The organism is Hyphomonas sp., from assembly GCF_022844445.1.
In the GTDB taxonomy this organism is placed as follows: domain Bacteria; phylum Pseudomonadota; class Alphaproteobacteria; order Caulobacterales; family Hyphomonadaceae; genus Hyphomonas.
In genome coordinates, this window is the sequence record NZ_JALHLS010000001.1 from 76,150 (window position 1) to 94,440 (window position 18,291).

General features: G+C 62.8%; 21 protein-coding genes. 9 read left to right on the forward strand and 12 right to left on the reverse strand.

Translation table 11 applies throughout. From position 1 onward, the window contains the following. Positions 1-38: 38 nt before the first annotated feature. Genes sdhC through Q0C17_RS00390 form a run of 5 tightly spaced genes read left to right on the forward strand, consistent with a single transcriptional unit; the run spans position 39 to position 3,788 of the window. Positions 39-437 (forward strand): succinate dehydrogenase, cytochrome b556 subunit, encoded by a 399-nt coding sequence (gene sdhC, locus Q0C17_RS00370; protein ID WP_291199566.1) that lies wholly within the window; start codon positions 39-41, stop codon positions 435-437. Between the two features lie 10 nt (positions 438-447). Continuing rightward, positions 448-837, forward strand: a complete 390-nt coding sequence (sdhD, locus tag Q0C17_RS00375) for a succinate dehydrogenase, hydrophobic membrane anchor protein (protein ID WP_291199569.1) — start codon at positions 448-450, stop codon at positions 835-837. 26 nt (positions 838-863) lie between these two features. After that, entirely contained in the window at positions 864-2,651 is a 1,788-nt protein-coding gene (sdhA, locus tag Q0C17_RS00380; protein ID WP_291199572.1) for a succinate dehydrogenase flavoprotein subunit, read from the forward strand. A gap of 33 nt (positions 2,652-2,684) precedes the next feature. Further along, on the forward strand, positions 2,685-2,981 hold the full coding sequence (locus Q0C17_RS00385; protein WP_291199575.1) for a hypothetical protein: 297 nt from the start codon (positions 2,685-2,687) through the stop codon (positions 2,979-2,981). A 24-nt stretch (positions 2,982-3,005) separates the two neighbouring features. Next, positions 3,006-3,788, forward strand: coding sequence for a succinate dehydrogenase iron-sulfur subunit (locus Q0C17_RS00390; RefSeq protein WP_291199578.1), 783 nt, complete (start codon positions 3,006-3,008; stop codon positions 3,786-3,788). Positions 3,789-3,794: 6 nt separating this feature from the next. Here the strand turns inward: Q0C17_RS00390 and Q0C17_RS00395 are convergent, their stop codons facing one another. From Q0C17_RS00395 to Q0C17_RS00420, 6 genes are all read right to left on the reverse strand, one after another. Next, positions 3,795-5,087 (reverse strand): adenylosuccinate synthase, encoded by a 1,293-nt coding sequence (locus Q0C17_RS00395; protein WP_291199581.1) that lies wholly within the window; start codon positions 5,085-5,087, stop codon positions 3,795-3,797. Between the two features lie 85 nt (positions 5,088-5,172). Next, on the reverse strand, positions 5,173-5,751 hold the full coding sequence (locus Q0C17_RS00400; RefSeq protein WP_291199584.1) for an acyloxyacyl hydrolase: 579 nt from the start codon (positions 5,749-5,751) through the stop codon (positions 5,173-5,175). 181 nt (positions 5,752-5,932) lie between these two features. Further along, a complete protein-coding gene (locus Q0C17_RS00405) occupies positions 5,933-6,328 on the reverse strand; it encodes an NAD(P)H-dependent oxidoreductase (RefSeq protein ID WP_291199587.1) in 396 nt (131 codons plus the stop codon). 197 nt (positions 6,329-6,525) lie between these two features. Beyond that, a complete protein-coding gene (serA, locus tag Q0C17_RS00410) occupies positions 6,526-8,121 on the reverse strand; it encodes a phosphoglycerate dehydrogenase (RefSeq protein WP_291199590.1) in 1,596 nt (531 codons plus the stop codon). A gap of 6 nt (positions 8,122-8,127) precedes the next feature. Next, positions 8,128-8,676, reverse strand: coding sequence for a GNAT family N-acetyltransferase (locus Q0C17_RS00415; protein ID WP_291199592.1), 549 nt, complete (start codon positions 8,674-8,676; stop codon positions 8,128-8,130). 106 nt (positions 8,677-8,782) lie between these two features. Beyond that, the gene (locus Q0C17_RS00420; RefSeq protein ID WP_291199595.1) at positions 8,783-9,949 is read right to left on the reverse strand and encodes a phosphoserine transaminase; all 1,167 of its coding nucleotides are present in this window, start codon (positions 9,947-9,949) and stop codon (positions 8,783-8,785) included. Positions 9,950-10,125: 176 nt separating this feature from the next. Between Q0C17_RS00420 and Q0C17_RS00425 the strand changes: the two genes are divergently transcribed. Together Q0C17_RS00425 and Q0C17_RS00430 are read left to right on the forward strand one after the other, a co-directional pair. Next, a complete protein-coding gene (locus Q0C17_RS00425) occupies positions 10,126-12,099 on the forward strand; it encodes a S9 family peptidase (RefSeq protein WP_291199598.1) in 1,974 nt (657 codons plus the stop codon). A gap of 43 nt (positions 12,100-12,142) precedes the next feature. Then, positions 12,143-12,979, forward strand: a complete 837-nt coding sequence (locus tag Q0C17_RS00430; RefSeq protein WP_291199601.1) for a TauD/TfdA family dioxygenase — start codon at positions 12,143-12,145, stop codon at positions 12,977-12,979. Here the strand turns inward: Q0C17_RS00430 and Q0C17_RS00435 are convergent. Continuing rightward, entirely contained in the window at positions 12,976-13,644 is a 669-nt protein-coding gene (locus Q0C17_RS00435; protein ID WP_366914747.1) for a lysoplasmalogenase, read from the reverse strand. The two genes, Q0C17_RS00430 and Q0C17_RS00435, sit on opposite strands and share 4 nt — an antisense overlap. Further along, positions 13,641-14,042, reverse strand: a complete 402-nt coding sequence (locus Q0C17_RS00440; protein WP_291199604.1) for a YkvA family protein — start codon at positions 14,040-14,042, stop codon at positions 13,641-13,643. The genes Q0C17_RS00435 and Q0C17_RS00440 overlap by 4 nt, the downstream gene beginning before the upstream one ends. Before the next feature lie 94 nt (positions 14,043-14,136). Here Q0C17_RS00440 and Q0C17_RS00445 point away from each other — a divergent pair, with 94 nt between their 5' ends. Continuing rightward, positions 14,137-14,916: an SDR family NAD(P)-dependent oxidoreductase gene (locus Q0C17_RS00445; protein WP_291199607.1), complete on the forward strand. Its 780-nt coding sequence runs from the start codon at positions 14,137-14,139 to the stop codon at positions 14,914-14,916. Between the two features lie 97 nt (positions 14,917-15,013). Here Q0C17_RS00445 and Q0C17_RS00450 read toward each other — a convergent pair whose 3' ends face one another. Continuing rightward, positions 15,014-15,481, reverse strand: a complete 468-nt coding sequence (locus Q0C17_RS00450) for a MaoC family dehydratase (RefSeq protein ID WP_291199610.1) — start codon at positions 15,479-15,481, stop codon at positions 15,014-15,016. Between the two features lie 137 nt (positions 15,482-15,618). Between Q0C17_RS00450 and Q0C17_RS00455 the strand changes: the two genes are divergently transcribed. After that, on the forward strand, positions 15,619-16,296 hold the full coding sequence (locus Q0C17_RS00455; RefSeq protein ID WP_291199613.1) for a nitroreductase: 678 nt from the start codon (positions 15,619-15,621) through the stop codon (positions 16,294-16,296). Here Q0C17_RS00455 and Q0C17_RS00460 read toward each other — a convergent pair. From Q0C17_RS00460 to Q0C17_RS00470, 3 genes are all read right to left on the reverse strand, one after another. Continuing rightward, on the reverse strand, positions 16,293-16,838 hold the full coding sequence (locus Q0C17_RS00460) for a DUF4199 domain-containing protein (RefSeq protein ID WP_291199616.1): 546 nt from the start codon (positions 16,836-16,838) through the stop codon (positions 16,293-16,295). The two genes, Q0C17_RS00455 and Q0C17_RS00460, sit on opposite strands and share 4 nt — an antisense overlap. Before the next feature lie 115 nt (positions 16,839-16,953). After that, on the reverse strand, positions 16,954-17,418 hold the full coding sequence (locus Q0C17_RS00465; RefSeq protein ID WP_291199619.1) for a helix-turn-helix transcriptional regulator: 465 nt from the start codon (positions 17,416-17,418) through the stop codon (positions 16,954-16,956). Between the two features lie 98 nt (positions 17,419-17,516). Further along, entirely contained in the window at positions 17,517-18,272 is a 756-nt protein-coding gene (locus Q0C17_RS00470) for a vWA domain-containing protein (RefSeq protein ID WP_291199622.1), read from the reverse strand. Between the last annotated feature and the right edge of the window lie 19 nt (positions 18,273-18,291).

An 18,291-nucleotide genomic window follows, 5' to 3' on the forward strand; every position in this document is an offset into this window, starting at 1 on the left:
GAGGCCAAGTGTTTTCACGGCGCGCAAGGAACCACTTCATGTCCGGCACTCCGAAGGCTGATTCGCGGCCTCTGTCCCCTCACCTGCAGGTCTGGCGTTTCCACGCCACGATGGCCGCTTCGATCACCCACCGTTTCACCGGCATGGGTCTATATGGCGGCACGCTGCTGATCACGGCCTGGCTGATCGCACTGGCCAACGGGCCTGACGCGTACAACACCGTCGAAGCGATCGCCTTCTCAATCCCCGGGCAGATTCTGCTGTTCCTCTGGGCCTTCGCGGTTCTTTTCCACTTTGCCAACGGGATCCGCCATCTGATCTGGGACGGGCCCGGCCTCGGCTTCAATCCGAAGGTCGCCAGCCAGATCTCGATCTTCAACTACGTGTTCGCGCTGGTCGGGGCTGTTGCCCTGATGGCAGCTGCAATCCTGTCCTGAGGCCGGCGCCATGTCCGACAAACCTTTCGTCAGCCCGATCAAGACCACCCGCGGCCTTGGCGCGTCCAAAACCGGCACCAGCCACCACATGCGCCAGCGCGTGTCCGCACTTGCGCTCATCGTGCTGGTGCCGTGGTTCCTGTTCTCGGTCATGAAAGCCGCGCTCGGCGGCTATGCAGATGCGCTGGCCTGGGTGTCCTCGCCAGTGAACGCGACGCTGCTGCTGCTGACAGCCGGCGCGGCCTTCTACCACATGCGCCTCGGTATGCAGGCGGTCATCGAAGACTACATTGGAAAGCCGGGCACCCGTGCGGCGCTCCTGATCCTCAACACGTTCTTTGCCGCCGGCCTGTTTGCCGTCGTGGTGATGTCGGTGCTGCGGATCTGGACCGGACGCTGAAGCCCAGGGCGAAAGACAGGCAGGACATGAGCACCTATAACTGGATCGATCACACCTACGACGTCGTTGTTGTCGGCGCCGGCGGATCGGGGCTGCGCGCCGCGCTCGGCGCCGCCCAGGCAGGCCTGCGTACGGCCTGCATCACCAAGGTTTTCCCGACCCGCTCGCACACCGTGGCAGCGCAGGGCGGCATTGCCGCCTCTCTCGGCAACATGTCCGAGGACAGCTGGAAATGGCACATGTACGACACCGTCAAGGGCTCCGACTGGCTCGGTGACCAGGACGCGATCGAGTATCTTGTGCGCAACGCGCCGGCCGCCGTGTATGAACTCGAACACTGGGGTATGCCCTTCTCCCGCACGGAAGAAGGCAAGATCTACCAGCGCGCCTTCGGCGGCATGACCCGCGAGTATGGCAAGGGCCCTGTGCAGCGCACCTGCGCCGCCGCCGACCGCACTGGTCACGCCATGTTGCACACCCTCTACGGCCAGTGCGTGCGCGAAGAGACAGAGTTCTTCATTGAGTATTTCGCACTCGACCTGATCATGGACGAAGACGGCGTCTGCCGGGGCGTCACCGCTTGGAAGCTTGATGACGGCACGCTGCATCGTTTCCGCGCGCAGAAGACAATCCTCGCTACAGGCGGGTATGGCCGCGCCTACTTCTCCTGCACCTCGGCCCACACCTGCACGGGCGATGGCAATGCTATGGTACTGCGGGCCGGCCTGCCGCTGCAGGACATGGAATTCGTACAGTTCCATCCGACCGGCATCTACGGCTCGGGATGCCTGATCACTGAGGGCGCCCGCGGCGAAGGCGGCTATCTGACAAACTCAGAGGGCGAACGGTTCATGGAGCGCTATGCGCCCTCCGCAAAAGACCTTGCCTCGCGCGATGTCGTCTCACGCGCGATGACGATGGAAATCCGCGAAGGCCGCGGTGTAGGCCCCGAGAAAGACCACATCTACCTGCACCTCAACCACCTCTCCCCCGAAGCGCTGCATGAGCGCCTACCGGGCATCTCCGAGACGGCGAAGATCTTTGCCGGCGTGGACGTAACCAAGGAGCCGATCCCCGTTCTGCCGACGGTGCACTACAACATGGGCGGCATCCCCACGAACTTCCACGGTGAAGTACTGACCAAGAAGGGCGGCGACCCGGATTCGGTCGTACCCGGACTGATGGCCGTGGGCGAAGCCGCCTGTGTGTCCGTACACGGCGCAAACCGCCTCGGTTCCAACTCACTGATCGACCTGGTCGTGTTCGGCCGTGCGGCTGGCCTGCGCTGCGGCGCAACGACGGAAGCCGGCGCGCGTCAGCCGGACCTGCCCACGAAGGCAACCGATGCGCACATCGCCCGCTTCGACAGGATGCGCAATGCGACCGGCGGCGAGCCGGTGGCAAAGCTGCGCCTCGAGATGCAGAAGGCCATGCAGTCCAACTGCGCCGTTTTCCGCACGGGCTCTGTGCTGAAGGACGGCGTCAGCGCCATCGAAGATGTCTACAAAAAGGTCCCGGCCCTGGACGTGAAGGACCGCGGCATGGTCTGGAACACAGACCTGGTGGAAGCACTCGAGTTCGACAACCTGATCTGCCAGGCTGCCGTGACTGTGAACTCCGCCGCCAACCGTGAAGAGAGCCGCGGCGCACATGCGCGCGAGGACTTCGCCGACCGCAACGACACGAACTGGATGAAGCACACGCTCGCCTGGGTCGATGGCGCCGGCAAGGTGACCATCGATTACCGCCCTGTGCACGAATACACGCTGTCCAACGACATAGGGTATATCGAGCCGAAAGCGCGGGTGTACTGATCAATCAGGTGTCTTCAGGTGTGGAGGGGGGGGATGAGTGAATACAAATCCGTCTGGGTTCGCACCGGAAGGCAGAAGAAGGAAGAAAAGAAACTGCTCGGCCGGGGCAAGAAACTGGTCGACGATCCGCACCAGGCGGACATCGCCGACCTCGCCGCCCAGATCGAGACTGCGTGCAATACGCTGCATGAAGAAGGCTATGACGTGATTTCGATACTCCCCTCCGTAGGCGGCCATTCGGAAAAGGGCGCCGTCAATCAGGGCGGCTATGGCTTCGGATTCAGCATCTCCGATGGCGCGGTGATCACTGCCCGCCGCCGCCCCGTTTAACATAAAGACTTCCAGGACGAGACCATGGTTCAGCTGACCCTTCCCCAGAATTCCAAAGTCCAGAAGGGCAAGACCTGGCCCAAGCCGCAGGGCGCGACGAACCTGCGCGAGTTCCGCATCTATCGCTACAGCCCCGAGGAAAAGGGCAACCCGCGCTGGGACACCTACTGGGTAGATATGGACAAGGCGGGGACGATGATTCTGGACGTCCTGTTCTACATCAAGAACACCATCGACCCGACGCTGGCCTTCCGCCGCTCGTGCCGCGAGGGCGTTTGCGGCTCCTGCGCGATGAACATTGCCGGGCGCAACACGATCGCCTGCACCAAGGGCTTCGACGATCTGCCGGGCGGCGTGATCTCCATCAGCCCATTGCCTCACCTGCCGGTGATCCGCGACCTGATCCCGGACCTGACGAACTTCTACGCTCAGCATGCGTATGTGCAGCCCTACCTTAAGACCGATAGTCCGACCCCGGAGAAAGAGTGGCGCCAGTCCGAAGAGGACCGCACCAAACTCGACGGCCTTTATGAGTGCATCCTGTGCGCTTCGTGCTCGACCTCCTGCCCGTCCTATTGGTGGAACGGCGAGAAATACCTCGGCCCGGCAGCGCTGCTGCAGGCTTACCGCTGGCTGATCGACAGTCGCGACGAGGCAACTGGCGAACGGCTCGACGATCTCGAGGATCCGTTCAAACTGTACCGTTGCCACACGATCATGAACTGCGCGCAGGTCTGCCCGAAGGGCCTCAACCCGGCGCAGGCAATCGCGAAGATCAAGCACATGATGGTCGAGCGGGTTTCGTAGCCGAAATCAGCCCTCGAACGGATCCCGCATCAGGATGACGTCTTCGCGTTCCGGCGACGTCGATACGAGGGCGCAGGGTTTGCCGACGAGTTCCTCCAGACGGCGAACATAAACGACCGCTTCGGCCGGAAGGTCGGCCCAGCTGCGGGCACCGCGGGTTGAGCCGCTCCAGCCCTTCAGCGTTTCGTAGACGGGCTCGACAGCGGCCTGATCGGTGAGGCCAGCCGGGAAATAGTCGATCGTCTTGCCGCCCAGCTTGTAGGCCGTGCAGACCTTGATCTCGTCAAAGCCGTCGAGCACGTCGAGCTTCGTCAGGGCAAGGCCGTTGACGCCCGACGTGGCGCAGGCCTGGCGCACCATGACGGAATCGAACCAGCCGCAACGCCGGGGGCGGCCGGTATTAGTGCCGAACTCGTGGCCAACCGTGCCGAGGCGCTTGCCGATGTCGTTGTCCTGTTCGGTAGGGAACGGGCCGGAGCCGACGCGTGTTGTGTAGGCCTTGGCGAGGCCGAGGACGTACGAGATGGCGCCGGGGCCGACACCTGAGCCGGCGCTGGCATTGCCAGCGACCACGCTGGACGAGGTCACGAAGGGATAGGTGCCATGGTCCACGTCCAGCATCACGCCTTGCGCGCCTTCGAACAGGATGCGGCGGCCCTTGCGGACCTGCTCGTCCAGCAGTTTCCAGACGGGCTGGGCATAGGCGAGCACCTGCGGAGCGATCTTCAGAAGCTCGGCCTTGAGGGCCGTGCCGTCCGGCTCCGGCAAGTCGAGGCCGATGCGGAGCGGGCGGTGGTGGGCGAGCAGGCGCTCGATCTTCATGTCTAGGGCGGCGGGATCGGCAAGGTCTGCGACGCGGATGGCGCGGCGGCCCACGCGGTCTTCATAGGCCGGGCCGATGCCGCGCTTGGTGGTGCCGATCTGGGCGGCGCCGAGGGCCCCCTCCCGCGCAGCGTCGATGTCCTTGTGCCAGGGCAGGATGAGGGAGGCATTGTCCGCCAGCACAAGGCTTTGCGGCGAGACGTCCACCCCCTGCGCGCGGATGCCTTCGATTTCGGAGAGGAGGTGCCAGGGATCAACAACGACGCCATTGCCGATGACGGACAGCTTGCCGCCGCGCACAAGCCCTGAGGGCAGCAGCGCGAGCTTGAACACCTTTCCGTCAATGACGAGCGTGTGGCCAGCATTGTGACCGCCCTGGAAGCGGACGACGACATCGGCGCGCGCCGACAGCCAGTCCACGATCTTGCCCTTGCCTTCGTCACCCCACTGGGCGCCTACGACGACGACTCCTGCCATGTTCCGCTCCGTTTGCAGCCGCGGCGACAAGGGCAGGATTTGGCCGCCAAATGCAAGGTCAAAGGCGTGCGATGATTGGCCCCGGTTACTCGCCGAGGCGATAGAAGACCCGGACACCAACATTGTCGATGCCCTGGTTGCGCCCTTCCCCGAGAATCTGGCCGTGGGAGAGGTGCTCAAACATCAACTGGACGCCCCACCTGTCGGTGACTTCACGGTTCAGTGCGAAACTGGTGCGGAAGAGGTCGCGCGAGCCAAAGTAGATTTTGCTGCGCGAGATCGGATCGTTGCGCGGATCGCCCTGAGGAAAGCGGAAATCCAGCTCACCATCGTGGATGACATACCCGACGCCGGGCTCGAACGCCCACCCCTCGGCAAAGCCCCAGCGCCATTGCAGGCCGGCGCCGCCATAGCTGGTATCCCCGGCAATGTTGACGCTCGCGACGACATAAGGGCGCGGACTACCCAGGATATTCAGAAGTTCCGGAGAGGCAAAGACAGCTTCGCCGCTGAGATCCGGGCTCTCTTCCTTTTCGGCATTGTCGCAGTCGGTGACGCAGACATTGTGCTGCATGAGGCCGAGACGGACTTCTTCCACGATATCTGCTGAAGCCATGGACGCGGGCAGCGCGGCAAGTGCGAGGGAGACAACGAGACGGCGCATGATCTCTCAACGATTACAAACGTATCCCGTTCCATCGCCCCCCTGCGCAGGGTCCGTCAAGCCAGTTCAGCCTGTGCTGGGACACGTCCCCGTCATAGGACGGCCTGCGCAACACGTTTGGCGAACAGTTCCGCGGCCTTGAGTTCATAGCGGTCCGGGGTCTGTTCGGCAGGCAGGTCCGTCAGCGCCTGGATGGCGAAGCCGGGGAAACGGCCAGCGCGGTCGTGGGCTGCAGCGAAGTCGCTCTTCGACAACTGTAGCCACTCGGGATGTCGCTGCCGACCCAGACCATGCCCGGTTGCGCTGCGAGCATCGCAATCTGATCCAGGGTGACGGTCCTGTCGACCGACAGGTAGCCGGAGGCAGTGAAACCGGCGGCGACCTTGTTGTCCCAAGTGCAGTTGAACCAGGCCTTTGAGGTTACGTCGATGGAGGTCTTCATGACGCCGCAAGCCGAGCCCATGAAGGTCGGCGCGCCGAAGATGATAGCGTCCGCCGCGGCAAGTTCGCCCCACGGACCAGCGCCTGGTGAGGTCAGATCCTCCGCCTTGCAGAGGCGCACGTCAGCGCGCTTCACGGACCCGGCACCCTTGCAGACATGCTCTGCGGCCGTGGCCGTCTGGCCCTAGCCTGAAAAGTCGGCGCTCGCGATCCTGGCCGTGTTGGGGCCCCTGCTCCGTTGATGGCCAACAGATGGGGCGGGTGATGCGAAGATCAGCCCGCCCCTGAGGCATAGTGTTTATGCCGTCCGTCCATGGAAAGAACGACTGACCGTCAGAAGCTCAGCACTTTCACGTAGCGCACCTGCGGCAGGGCATCGAGTTTCTCGATAACCGAGGCCGGCGGCAGCGAGTCGATACCGATCAACGCGATGGCTTCGCCGCCGGCAGCCTGACGGCCGAGGTGAAAGGTGGCGATGTTCACCTTCGCTTCGCCGAGCATCTGGCCAAGCGCGCCGATGAAGCCCGGCTTGTCGAGGTTGTTCACATACAGCGTGACCGGAGAGAAATCGCCTTCCAGCGCCATGCCCTTCACCTCGACGATGCGCGGCTTGCCGGCGATCAGTGCGCCGGCCAGCGTGCGCCAGCCGCCTTCCGGCGAATTCTTCGTAGCTTTGGTTTTCACCTTGATGCGGATCAGGCTGTCATAGACCGGGCTCGACTCGGTCTTGGTCTCGGTGAGCTTGATGCCGCTCTCGGCAAGAATTGCAGGAGCCGAGACCATGTTCACGTCGCCGCGCGAGGCGCGCAGCAGGCCCGCGAGCAGCGCGGCGGTGACCGGCTTGCGGTTCAGCTCGGCGACTTCGCCTTCATACTCGATGACCACTTCATCATATCCATAGTCCGAGATTTGCCCGGCAAAGGAGCCGAGCTTCTCGGCGAGCGTCGCGAAGGGACGGATGCGCGGAGCCTCTTCTGCGGTTACAGACGGCATGTTGAGCGCATTGGTAACGGCGCCGGTCAGCAGGTAGTCCGACATCTGCTCGGCCACCTGAAGGGCGACGTTTTCCTGCGCCTCGTTGGTCGACGCGCCGAGGTGGGGCGTGGCAACGAAGTTCTTCTTGCCGAACAGCACGTTTTCCTTGGCGGGCTCGACGGCGAACACGTCGAAAGCGGCGCCGGCGAGATGGCCCGATTCTAGAAGGTCTGCCACGGCCTGCTCGTCGACAAGGCCGCCGCGCGCGCAGTTGACGAGGATGAGGCCCTTCTTGGTCTTCTCGAGACTTTCGCGCGAGAGGATATTGCGTGTCTGATCCGTGAGCGGAACATGCAACGTTATGACGTCTGCGCGCTTCAGGAGCGTGTCGAGGTCGACCTTCTCGACGCCGAGCTCGATGGCGCGCTCGTCTGTGAGGAAAGGGTCATAGGCGACAACACGCATCTTCAGGCCGATGGCGCGCTCTGCGACGCGGCTGCCGATGTTGCCTGCCCCGATCAGGCCGAGCGTCTTGAAGGAGACCTCGACGCCCATATAACCTGACTTCGGCCACTTGCCGGCCTGCGTATCATTGTTGGCGGCGGGGATCTGCCGGGCGGCCGCAAACATCATGGCGATGGCATGCTCTGCCGTCGTGATGGCGTTTCCGAAAGGCGTGTTCATGACGACGACGCCCTTGGCAGTGGCAGCCTTGATGTCGATGTTGTCGACGCCGATGCCCGCGCGGCCAATGACCTTCAGATTGGTTGCCGCCGCAATCACGTCAGCATCCGGCTTGCAAGCCGAGCGGACAGCGAGACCGTCATACTGGGGAATAATCTTGATCAGATCTTCCTTGGACAGACCAACCTTGATGTCGGTTTCTATACCGCGCGCCTTGAAGATTTCGACGGCGGCGGGGGAGAGCGAATCTCCGATGAGGACTTTAGGCATAGTGGATCATTCTCCAGAAAGAGGTTTGAGCCAGGCGTCGCGAGTCAGGCGATGAACCAGGCAGATATCGTTGTCTTCACCGAGCTCCCGGATCCCTTCCGGGCGGAAGCCAAGCCGTTGATAGAAAGTGTGTGCGCGGGTGTTTGAAGCGAGCGGGTCGATGATGATAGCCGTCACCTCAGGGCCCAGAAAGCAGGCCTCGATGGCCAAGCGCATCATCTCGGCCCCGTAGCCGTGGCCATGGTCGGCGGCGCTGCCAATCCAGATATCGATGGCACGCAGCCCCGGTTCAATGTCGCCCCAGTATCGAGTTCGTTCCGTATGCGGATCGATGATCTGCATGCCCCCGATGGGCCGGCCATCGAGCTCGGCGATGAAGTACTGGTAGTCTTCCCGAACGAGCGCAAGCTCATCTGGCCAGTAGGTATCGCCGAAGGCCTTTTCGGCATCCGGATCATCGGATGTCGCTGAAATGACGTGTGGTTCCAGATCCCAGAGGTCCAGATGCGGCACATCATTCAGGGTGGCGGGGCGGAGAGTGATCATCGGATACATCCCTGTCCTCCCGGCCGGAGCGAGGCAGTGGGCCGGGACCTCTTCACCAGAGTGGCAAGCAGGTCCCGGATCACATCGCGCGCGCCTGACCGGGGTGACAGCGTGCCTAAAGCTTCGCCGCTTCCTCGTGGAAGGCCCAGTCGAGCCAGGGGACAAGCTTGGCGACGTCCGACGGGTCAACGGAACCACCGCACCAGATGCGCAGGCCCGGAGGGGCCTTGGCATAGCCGGCGGCGTCATAGCAGGCGTTCTCGGTCTCGAGGCGTTTCATGAATTTCTTGATGAAATCACGCTGGCCGGCCTCATCGAGCGCCGCAACGCGCGGATCGACAATCTTGAACGTTACGCCGGTGTTCGACCGCACGGACGCATCCGGACACAGAAACTCGACCCAGCTGGTCCGTCCGACCCAGTCCGTCAGAGTACGCAGGCTGTCGTCCGAGCGCTCTTTCAGCTTCTTCCAGCCGCCAAGCCGCTCAACCCAATCCAGCGCCTGCAGGTAGTCCTCGACGCAGAGCATGGAGGGCGTGTTGATCGTGGCGCCTTCAAAAAGGTCCTCGTCGAGCTTGCCGCCCTTGGTCATGCGGAAGAGTTTCGGGAGGGGGCGGTCCGGCGTGTAGGTTTCGAGGCGGCGCACGGCATTCGGAGAGAGGATCAGCATGCCATGGGCAGCTTCACCGCCGAGGCATTTTTGCCAGCTGTACGTGATCACATCGAGCTTTTCCCACTCGATGTCCTGACTAAAGGCGGCCGAGGTGGCGTCGCAAATGACGATCCGGTCGGGGTTCGGCTTGATCCAGTCGGCATTCTTGACGCGCACGCCGGAGGTGGTGCCGTTCCAGGTAAAGACGATGTCGGCATCATCGCGGGCTTTCGAGAAGTCCGGGAGGGCGCCGTAGTCGGCGTTGTAGCTCTTGCAGTCTGGCAACTTCAACTGCTTGACGGCGTCGGTCACCCAGTCCTGGCCGAAGCTTTCCCAAGCGAACACGTCGACAGGGCGAACACCCAGCATCGACCACATGCACATCTCGACAGCGCCCGTATCAGAGGCCGGCACAATGGCGACCCGGTAGCCTTCCGGCAGGTCGAGGATCAGCTTGGTGCGGTCGATCGCAGCTTTCAGTTTCTTCTTGGCGTCGCCCGAACGGTGCGAGCGGCCGAGGGCGGCGGTCACCAGGTTCTGGAGCGAAAATCCGGGATACTTCGCGGTGGGGCCCGAAGAAAAATGCGGGCACGCTGGGCGCACTACCGGCTTGGCGGTGGTCACGGTCATCTGTTTTTACTCCTATCCTCACAGATAGGCTGGGCGCCGTTGGGGGCGCCTGGCCCGCGGGCGGTTTCTCACAGTTCCGGACTTTCCGCAAACGGCATTTTTCAGGCGCAGGCAGGTGACACTCCTTCGCGCGGGGTTATGGTGCCGCCAAATGCCTGACCCTTGGAGGTGCTGCCATGCGCAACCTGTTGTTTTCTTCCGCCATTCTGCTGGTCACGGGCTGCGCAAGTGCGCTGTCCCCGCAGGCGCCCGCAGAACAGGCCACCCCGCCGGCGGATGCCGCCCCCTTCAAGACCTACAGCGCGCAGCAATTCTATGACACGGTGAACTATAGCCTGGCGTCTGATCAGGGCCGCTGTTTTGCACCGGACGGCGAGACGCTGCTCGTCAGCTCGGATGAGACCGGCATCATCAATGCCTATGAGATGAACCTTGATGGCACGAAAACAGCGCTGACAGCTTCGGCTATCGACTCAACCTATGCTGAGACGTTTTTCCCCTCCGATGACCGCATCCTCGTCGAGGCGGACAAGGGCGGCAACGAGATCAACCATCTCTATGTGCGCGCCAGCGACGGCACATTGACCGACCTTACGCCCGGCGAGAAGACACGGGCCTATTTCCTCGGATGGGATCAATCCGGGGAGACCTTCTATGTCGCCACGAACGCGCGGGACGAGCAAACCGATGATGTCTACGCCTACTCGGCTGCCGATTATTCGAGCCGTTTGATCTACCAGAATGATGGAAAGGAAATCGGCGCCATCAGCCCCGACGGCAAACACCTGGCGCTGGTCGAGAATGTCTCAAGCGCCGACGCCAACGTCTACCTCATTGATCTGTCCGCCGCGGCGCCTGTGCAGACGCTGATCACACCGCATGCGGGCAACATTGCCTACACAACCTATGGCTTTACGCCGGATGGCCAGAAATTGGTATACGGAACAAACGAACATGGCGAATTCACTGAAGCCTGGACGCATGATGTTACGACCGGTGCAAAAGCTGAGCTGGCGTCAGCCGACTGGGACGTTCTCGACGTCAGCTTCTCGCCGAGCGGTCGCTACCGGGTGACCACCGTCAACGCCGACGGCCTTTGGGAAGTGACCTTCCTCGACACGACTACCGGCAAACCTTTAGCCCTTACCGGCGTACCGGATGGGGAAGTCACGCAGGTCTGCTTCAATGCGGACGAAACGCGCGTCGCCTTCGGCGTCAACACGGACACCTCGCCGCGCAACATTTACGCCGCCGACCTATCCACCGGCGCCGCGACCCGCCTGACCAGTGCACTCTCGTCCGAAATCGACGAAGCGAATCTCGTGACCGCGTCCATCGTGCGCTATCCGAGTTTCGACGGGCTCGAGATTCCGGCGATCTTCTATGTGCCAAAGACGGCTTCTGCGGAGACCCCTGCTCCGGCTGTCGTCTGGGTGCATGGCGGCCCGGGCGGGCAAAGCCAGAAAGGCTACGCAGCCGAAATCCAGTTCCTCGTGAACAATGGCTACGCTGTTCTGGCGGCGAATAACCGCGGATCGTCCGGCTACGGAAAAACCTTCTTCCACATGGACGACAAGCGCCATGGGCAGGAAGACCTGCAGGATATCGTCTGGGGTAGGGCCTATCTTGAATCGTTGGACTATATTGACGGCGAACGGATCGGCATTGTCGGAGGTTCGTATGGCGGCTTCATAACCGCAGCAGCCCTCGCCTTCGAGCCGGAAGTGTTCGATGCCGGCATTAACATCTTCGGCGTGACAAACTGGGTGCGGACGCTCGAGAGCATCCCCGCCTGGTGGGGCTCGTTCCGCGTGGCCCTCTATGACGAGATGGGAGACCCCGCGACGGATGCCGAGCGGCACCGCGCAATATCGCCACTGTTCCACGCCTCGAACATTGTGAGGCCAATGCTGGTCGTGCAGGGCTCCAACGACCCACGTGTCCTGCAGGTCGAGAGCGACGAGATCGTTGCCGCAGTGCGGGCAAACGGTGTGCCGGTCGAGTATGTTGTGTTCCCTGATGAGGGCCACGGTTTCCGGAAGAAGGCGAACCGGATCACGGCGGCAGAGGCTTATCTGAGCTTCCTCGACAGATACCTGAAGGGCAAGGCGGCAGGCGGAACGGCTGTGGGTGCAGGATCTCTGAACTGACCCTGTTCTTGCGTCCCGGCATGCCCGGTGCTTCACTCTGCCCATGAGCATCGAAATCCTTCCCCTTTCCGGTACGCTGGGCGCAGAAATCTTCGGGCTGGACCTGCAGTCAGGCCTGTCCAATGCCGAGTTCGACAAGGTCTACCAGGCCTTCCTCGATCACAAGGTGATCATCATGCGCGGGCAGACGACCCTCCAGCCCGACCAGCACAAAGCCTTTGCGCGGCGGTTCGGCACGCTGAACGTTCACCCCTATGTGAAGGGTATGAAGGATCATCCGGAACTCCTCGAGATCATCAAGGAGAAAGAGGATAAGGTGAACTTCGGGGGCGGCTGGCACACCGACATGAGCTTCGAAGAGACTCCAGCCCTCGGCTCTATCCTGCATGCCATCGAGCTGCCGCCCTATGGCGGCGACACGCTGTTTGCAGACCAGCAGGCTGCCTATGACGCCCTGTCTCCGGGCCTGAAGGAAACATTGGGGGGCCTCAAGGCCGTCCACTCCGCAGCACGCGAATACGGCGTGCACGGAGCGTCTGCGCAGAAGCGCAAATCGATGGACACGACCGAAGTGGAAACCGCACCGGAGTTCGAACACCCCGTGGTGCGCACCCACCCGGTGACCGGCCGCAAGGGTCTCTACATCAACCCGGCCTTCACACTTCGCTTTGCCGGCTGGTCGAAGCGGGACAGCAAGCCGTTGCTGGACTACTTGTTCAACCACTCGCGCGAGGAACGTCTCACCTGCCGCGTCCGCTGGCAGGCGGGCGATGTGACGATGTGGGACAACCGGTGCACCTGGCACTATGCACTGAATGACTATCCAGGCCACCGCCGGCATATGCGGCGCGCGACGGTGAATGGCGATAAGCCGTTCTAGGCCGGAAGGCCGATCAGGCCGATCAGGCCGAACGTGATGGCGGCCTGCCCGAAAAAGTAGAGGAACCAGACCGCATAGGACGCAGCCTTGTTGGGCGGCGCGTCTGCCGGGCGGCAGAACAGTTGATGCGCGAGGATGGAGTCCGAGGCGATGAACATCAGCGCACCGACGGTCACCAGCCAGTAGACCGATGGCAGCGCTATGGCTGCCGCGCCCATCATCAGGATCACGGCGCCGTACAGGATCACCGGTACGCGCATCTTCGCCTTGATCCAGGGCACCAGCCAGCGGATGTAGAGAACGCCGCTGAGAACCAGCGCTGCCTGCGCCGTCTTCACCGGCCAGCTCCAGCCGCCGCCCTCCACCAGCTGCCAGAACAGCACGACGTAGAAAACATGCGCGAGGAAGAAGGCAGCCATGCCCGGCAGCAACCAGCGTTCCGGCTTGCCCGCCAGGAAGAGGTCACCCATCGCCGAGGCGAGCAGCGCTGACCACAGCATCCACGGACCGCCCACGGCATAAGCGATACCGGCAAGGATGAGGATGCCGGATACCTTCAGCAGGGCACGGGCGGGACCTTCCCCGCGCCAGCTGTAAAGAAATCCGTAGGCCAGGGCAGCGAGGCTCGCCGTGCCGAAGGCTGCCCAGATGGCCGGCCCGCTCAGGTAGCGTCTCCGAGTGGCTCCGGCAGGCGCAGCAGACGGCGGGCCATGGCGCGGTGGCGTTCCTTGACGTGCGCGCCCACGACGCCAAGGGCCGTGGCGAGCACTGTAGCATCATCGGTGAAGCCGAGGCCGGCGATCACGTCGGGCAACATGTCGAGCGGTATGACAAAATAGGCCACAGCCGCAAACAACACGGCCTTGGCCTTGACCGGCGTGCGCGGGTCGCGGGCGCAGTAATAGGCGCTCGCCAGATCGTCGGCGAACGGGATCTGTCCGGCCAGCCGCAACAGCTTGGGAATGAGGCCGCGCGCCGTGCGTTCATTGCGCTGGATCGACTTGGGAAGGTAGACCCCGCCCTCGCCTTTCACCGTATTGATGATTTCCGCTGCGTCAGACATTGCGCTCTCCTAACGGCATTATAGTTCACTGCGGTCATCGCCGAAAGCAAGGCCCGCATATGGGTCATCTGAATGAACAAGGAGGGCAGAGCCCATGGAACTGAATTCGAACATCTCCGCCGTCATCACCGGCGGCGCCTCGGGCCTCGGGGCCGCAACCGCCCGCAAACTCGCATCTTACGGTGTGAAAGTGGCGCTTTTCGACCTGAACGCCGAAAAAGGCGAAGCGCTCGCCAAGGAACTCGGCGGCGTCTTCTGCAACGTTAACGTCACCGACGAAGCCTCCGTGGATGCCGGTTTTGCCAAGTCCCGCGCCGCCATCGGCCAGGAGCGGATCCTGATCAACTGCGCCGGCACCGGCAACGCGATCAAGACGGCCAGCCGCAACAAGGAAACCGGTCAGCCGGAGCACTTCCCGCTCGATAAGTTCAACCTGATCATCCAGATCAACCTCGTCGGCACCTTCCGCTGCATCGCCAAGTCGGCCGCCGGCATGCTGACGCTCGACCCGATCGATGGCGAGCGCGGCGCGATCGTCAACACGGCGTCCGTGGCTGCTGAAGACGGCCAGATCGGCCAGGCCGCTTACTCCGCCTCCAAAGGCGGCGTTGTCGGCATGACCCTACCGATCGCCCGTGACCTCAGCCGCGACTTCATCCGCGTCAACACGATCCTGCCGGGCATCTTCAACACCCCGCTGCTGGCCGCTGCTCCGGAGCCGGTGAAAGCCGCGCTCGGCGCGCAAGTCCCGCACCCGGCCCGCCTCGGTAACCCGGAAGAGTATGCCTCGCTTGCGGTTGAAATGTGCCGCAACGCCTACTTCAACGGCGAAGACGTCCGTCTCGACGGCGCAATCCGCATGGCGCCTAGATAACAACTGCTCGTCGGGCTCCACCCGACTGGTATTGGAACAGGAAAGCCCGCTCTTGCGAGCGGGCTTTTTCTTTGCCGAAACCTTTGCTGGGAAGCCGCTAGTCGATGGGTGCCGAAGGGTCGCGCACGCGCAGCAGGCCGTTGGAGACCATCGTCATAACCACTTCGCCGTTCTGGTTGGTGACCGTCTGGCGGGTCTTGGTGAGGCCCATGTCGGGGCGTGACTTGGAGCGGCGCTTGTCGATCAGTTCCATTTCGACTGACAACTCGTCACCCGGATAGACCGGCTTTACCCATCTGAGTTCGTCAATTCCGGGCGAGCCAAGGCCCGCTGCCGGCTCGGTGTCCTTCCACGTGTCGACCATCAGGCGCATCACCATGGCGCCGGTATGCCAGCCGGAGGCGGAGAGACGGCCGAAGAAGGTGTTCTTCGCGGCCTCGTCATCGAGATGGAAGGGCTGAGGATCATATTTCGTGGCGAACTCGATCACCTCTTCGCGTGTGACCTTGTAGGTGCGCGAAGCGCGGGTGCGCGTGCCGATCACCATGTCCTCGAAATACCTCATGCCGCCCTTCCCTAAATCCTGAAACAGGACGGGAGGTTGCCGGAACGCCTCCGGTTGGCAAGCCTGACCCAACGGGAGGGGATGCGGCGGCAAAACAGGGCGCTAGAACAGCATCCGGACCGCAACAGGAGATTGGTGTGGAATTTGATGACGTTGTACGGGGCCGCCGCAGCATTCGGGGCTATCAGAAGAAGCCCGTTCCCAAAGCGCTGATCCGGGAAATCCTCGAGATCGCCATGCGTGCGCCGACCTCGCTGAACACGCAGCCCTGGAACTTCTACGTCGTCGCCGGCGACGTCCTGGACCGGATCCGAGCGGGCAATGTGGAGCGCAACCTCGCCGGTGTGCCGCACAGCCGAGAATTCCGTCTCGGACCGGAGTATGCCGGCGACCATCGCAAGCGCCAGATCGAGATCGCGATCCAGCTATTCGAGGCGATGGGTATCGAGCGCGACAACAAGGAAAAGCGGATGGACTGGATCCTGCGGGGGTTCCGCCAGTTCGATGCGCCCGTCTCGATCATCATCACTTATGACAAGTCGATCCAGGGCAGCGACATTGCGCCGTTCGACTGCGGGGGCGTCGTCAACTGCCTTGTCAATGCGGCCTGGAACCGGGGACTGGGCTGCGTGATCAATTCGCAGGGCATCATGCAGAGCCCGGTGGTGCGCGCCGAGGCCGGCATCCCGGAAGACCAGGTGATCCAGACCTGCGTGGCGATGGGCTGGCCGGACGACAGCTTCCCGGCGAACGCCGTCGTCTCGAAACGCAAATCCGTGGACGAGGCGGCGACGTTCTTGGGGTTTGATGACTAGGCGGCCCTTGCCCTTGCAGGCATGAAGCGGCTGTTGCGCAGGAGCAGCGCGGAGATCAGGGACACGATCAGGCCAACGGGCAGGATCTCGGTAAAGGTGATCGGCATGCGGAAGAATGGATTGGCGTACATCTTCGCGAATTCTTCCGCCTTGGCGATCTCCGCAGCAATCTCTGCCTCTGTGGCGCCGCGAGCCTTCGCCGCCTCAACGAGATGCTCGGCATAAAGCGCGCCGAAATCCATGCCGCTGACGACAAGTGACGCCTCCCAGGCGAGCACGTAGAGCACGCCCGCCACGGCACTGATGCCGAGGCCCATGAGGAAGGCGGGCAGGAACTTGATGACCCCGCCGTTCACGACGTCGCGCTGATGCTTGATGGCGAGAAAGATGACACTGAGGGCGACGAGCATGGTCGTGTAGCCGATCGCCATGCCGAGCGCGCCGCTCGGCGCAGCCTCGCCGAGGGTGAGCGTGAGAAGTACCATCGGAACACCGACGATCAGGCCAGCAATCACGCCGTTAGTCAGGATGCGTTGCAACATGGGAAACTCCTTTGCGGGTTGCCCGCCGGTCGTTGCGGTTGCGGCGCGCAGCCACAATCGCCCGAAAGGGTGATTTTCGCCAGATCACCTACAATTTTCCGACGTTTTCCTCAGATCAGGGCAGCAGGCCCAGTTCGCGTGCCCTGGCGAGCGCGGCCGTCCGGCGGCTCACCTCCAGCTTTTCGAGCACCCGCGCCACATGCGTTTTCACCGTATTCGGTGACACATTCAGGCGCATGGCGATCTCCTTGTTGGAAAGCCCGTCAGCGATCAGCGCCAGCACGTCCATCTCCCTTGCGCTGAGGCCGAGCGTACGCTGCGCTTCGGGATTGCCGTCGAAGGCTGGAAGTTCCGGGCGGCCTGCGAACACACGCGCGCCCACCCAGACGCCGAGGGCTAGGAAGCCGATGGCAATCAGGACCATCTGGAACTCACCCGGAAAGGTGCGCGCGAAGCGCAGGTAGTCCAGCCAGGTCAGTGCGAGCGCTCCGGCGGCAAGGAGGGCACCATACAACAGGAGCGGGCGCGCGGCGGTAAACCAGGCGGCGACCTGCTTTTTGCTGAACTTCGCTTGGGACATGCCGGCTCCCCTACTCCCCTGCGCTCCGAAGGCTAGACCAAACAAAAGGCCCGCTCAATCTGAGCGGGCCTCTGTATCCTCATCTGACGGAAGCCGGGTTACTGGCCCTTGCGTTCCTTCACACCTTCTTCGTCAGCCGCGGCGCGGTCTTCCGCAGTGAACTCAACCGCCGGGGCAGCGCCTTTGCCATAGGCACGGGCCTTCTGGGCGAGGTTGTCCATCGATTCCTGCATGCGGCCCTGGCCAACAGCCATGGTCTTCGAGGAGGCCATGCCGACTGCTTCAGCATCTCCGAAGCTGGCAAACTCGGCGCCAAGGAAGACGACTTCCCAGCCGCGCGCGCGGGCGCGGTCAAGCGCCGCCTTGGCGCCCTGATTGGTCAACTCGCTGGAGGAGTTCTCGAGCCCGTCCGTCATGATGACGATCACGGCTTTTTCCGGCGCGTCCGCTTCGGCGCGGTTCACGATGCGGCCGATCGCGTCATAGAGAGGCGTCATGCCGCGCGGGTTGGCTTCGTCATTGGTGACCTTGTTCCATTTCGACGGGTCGACCTTGTCGCGCAGCACGTCGAACTGGAAACCGTCCTGATGGTCGAACACGGCGAGCGTGACGGCCGTCTTGATGTCAGCGCCGGCGATCTCTGCGCCGGGCGCGTCCGCCGCGAAGCTGTCGGCGTAGGCGTTCACGGAAGTGAGCGCCTCGTCCCAGATGTCGGCCATCGAGCCCGTGCGGTCGAGCAGGATGTAGGACTGGACGGTGTCGGATTTCTGCGGCTTCGGAAGAACCTTGGCATCTGCCGAAGCGCCCAAGGCAACAACGGCAACAACCGCCGCAATGGTGTTGAGGAATTTCATGGTGTGCGTCCCTTCCCTG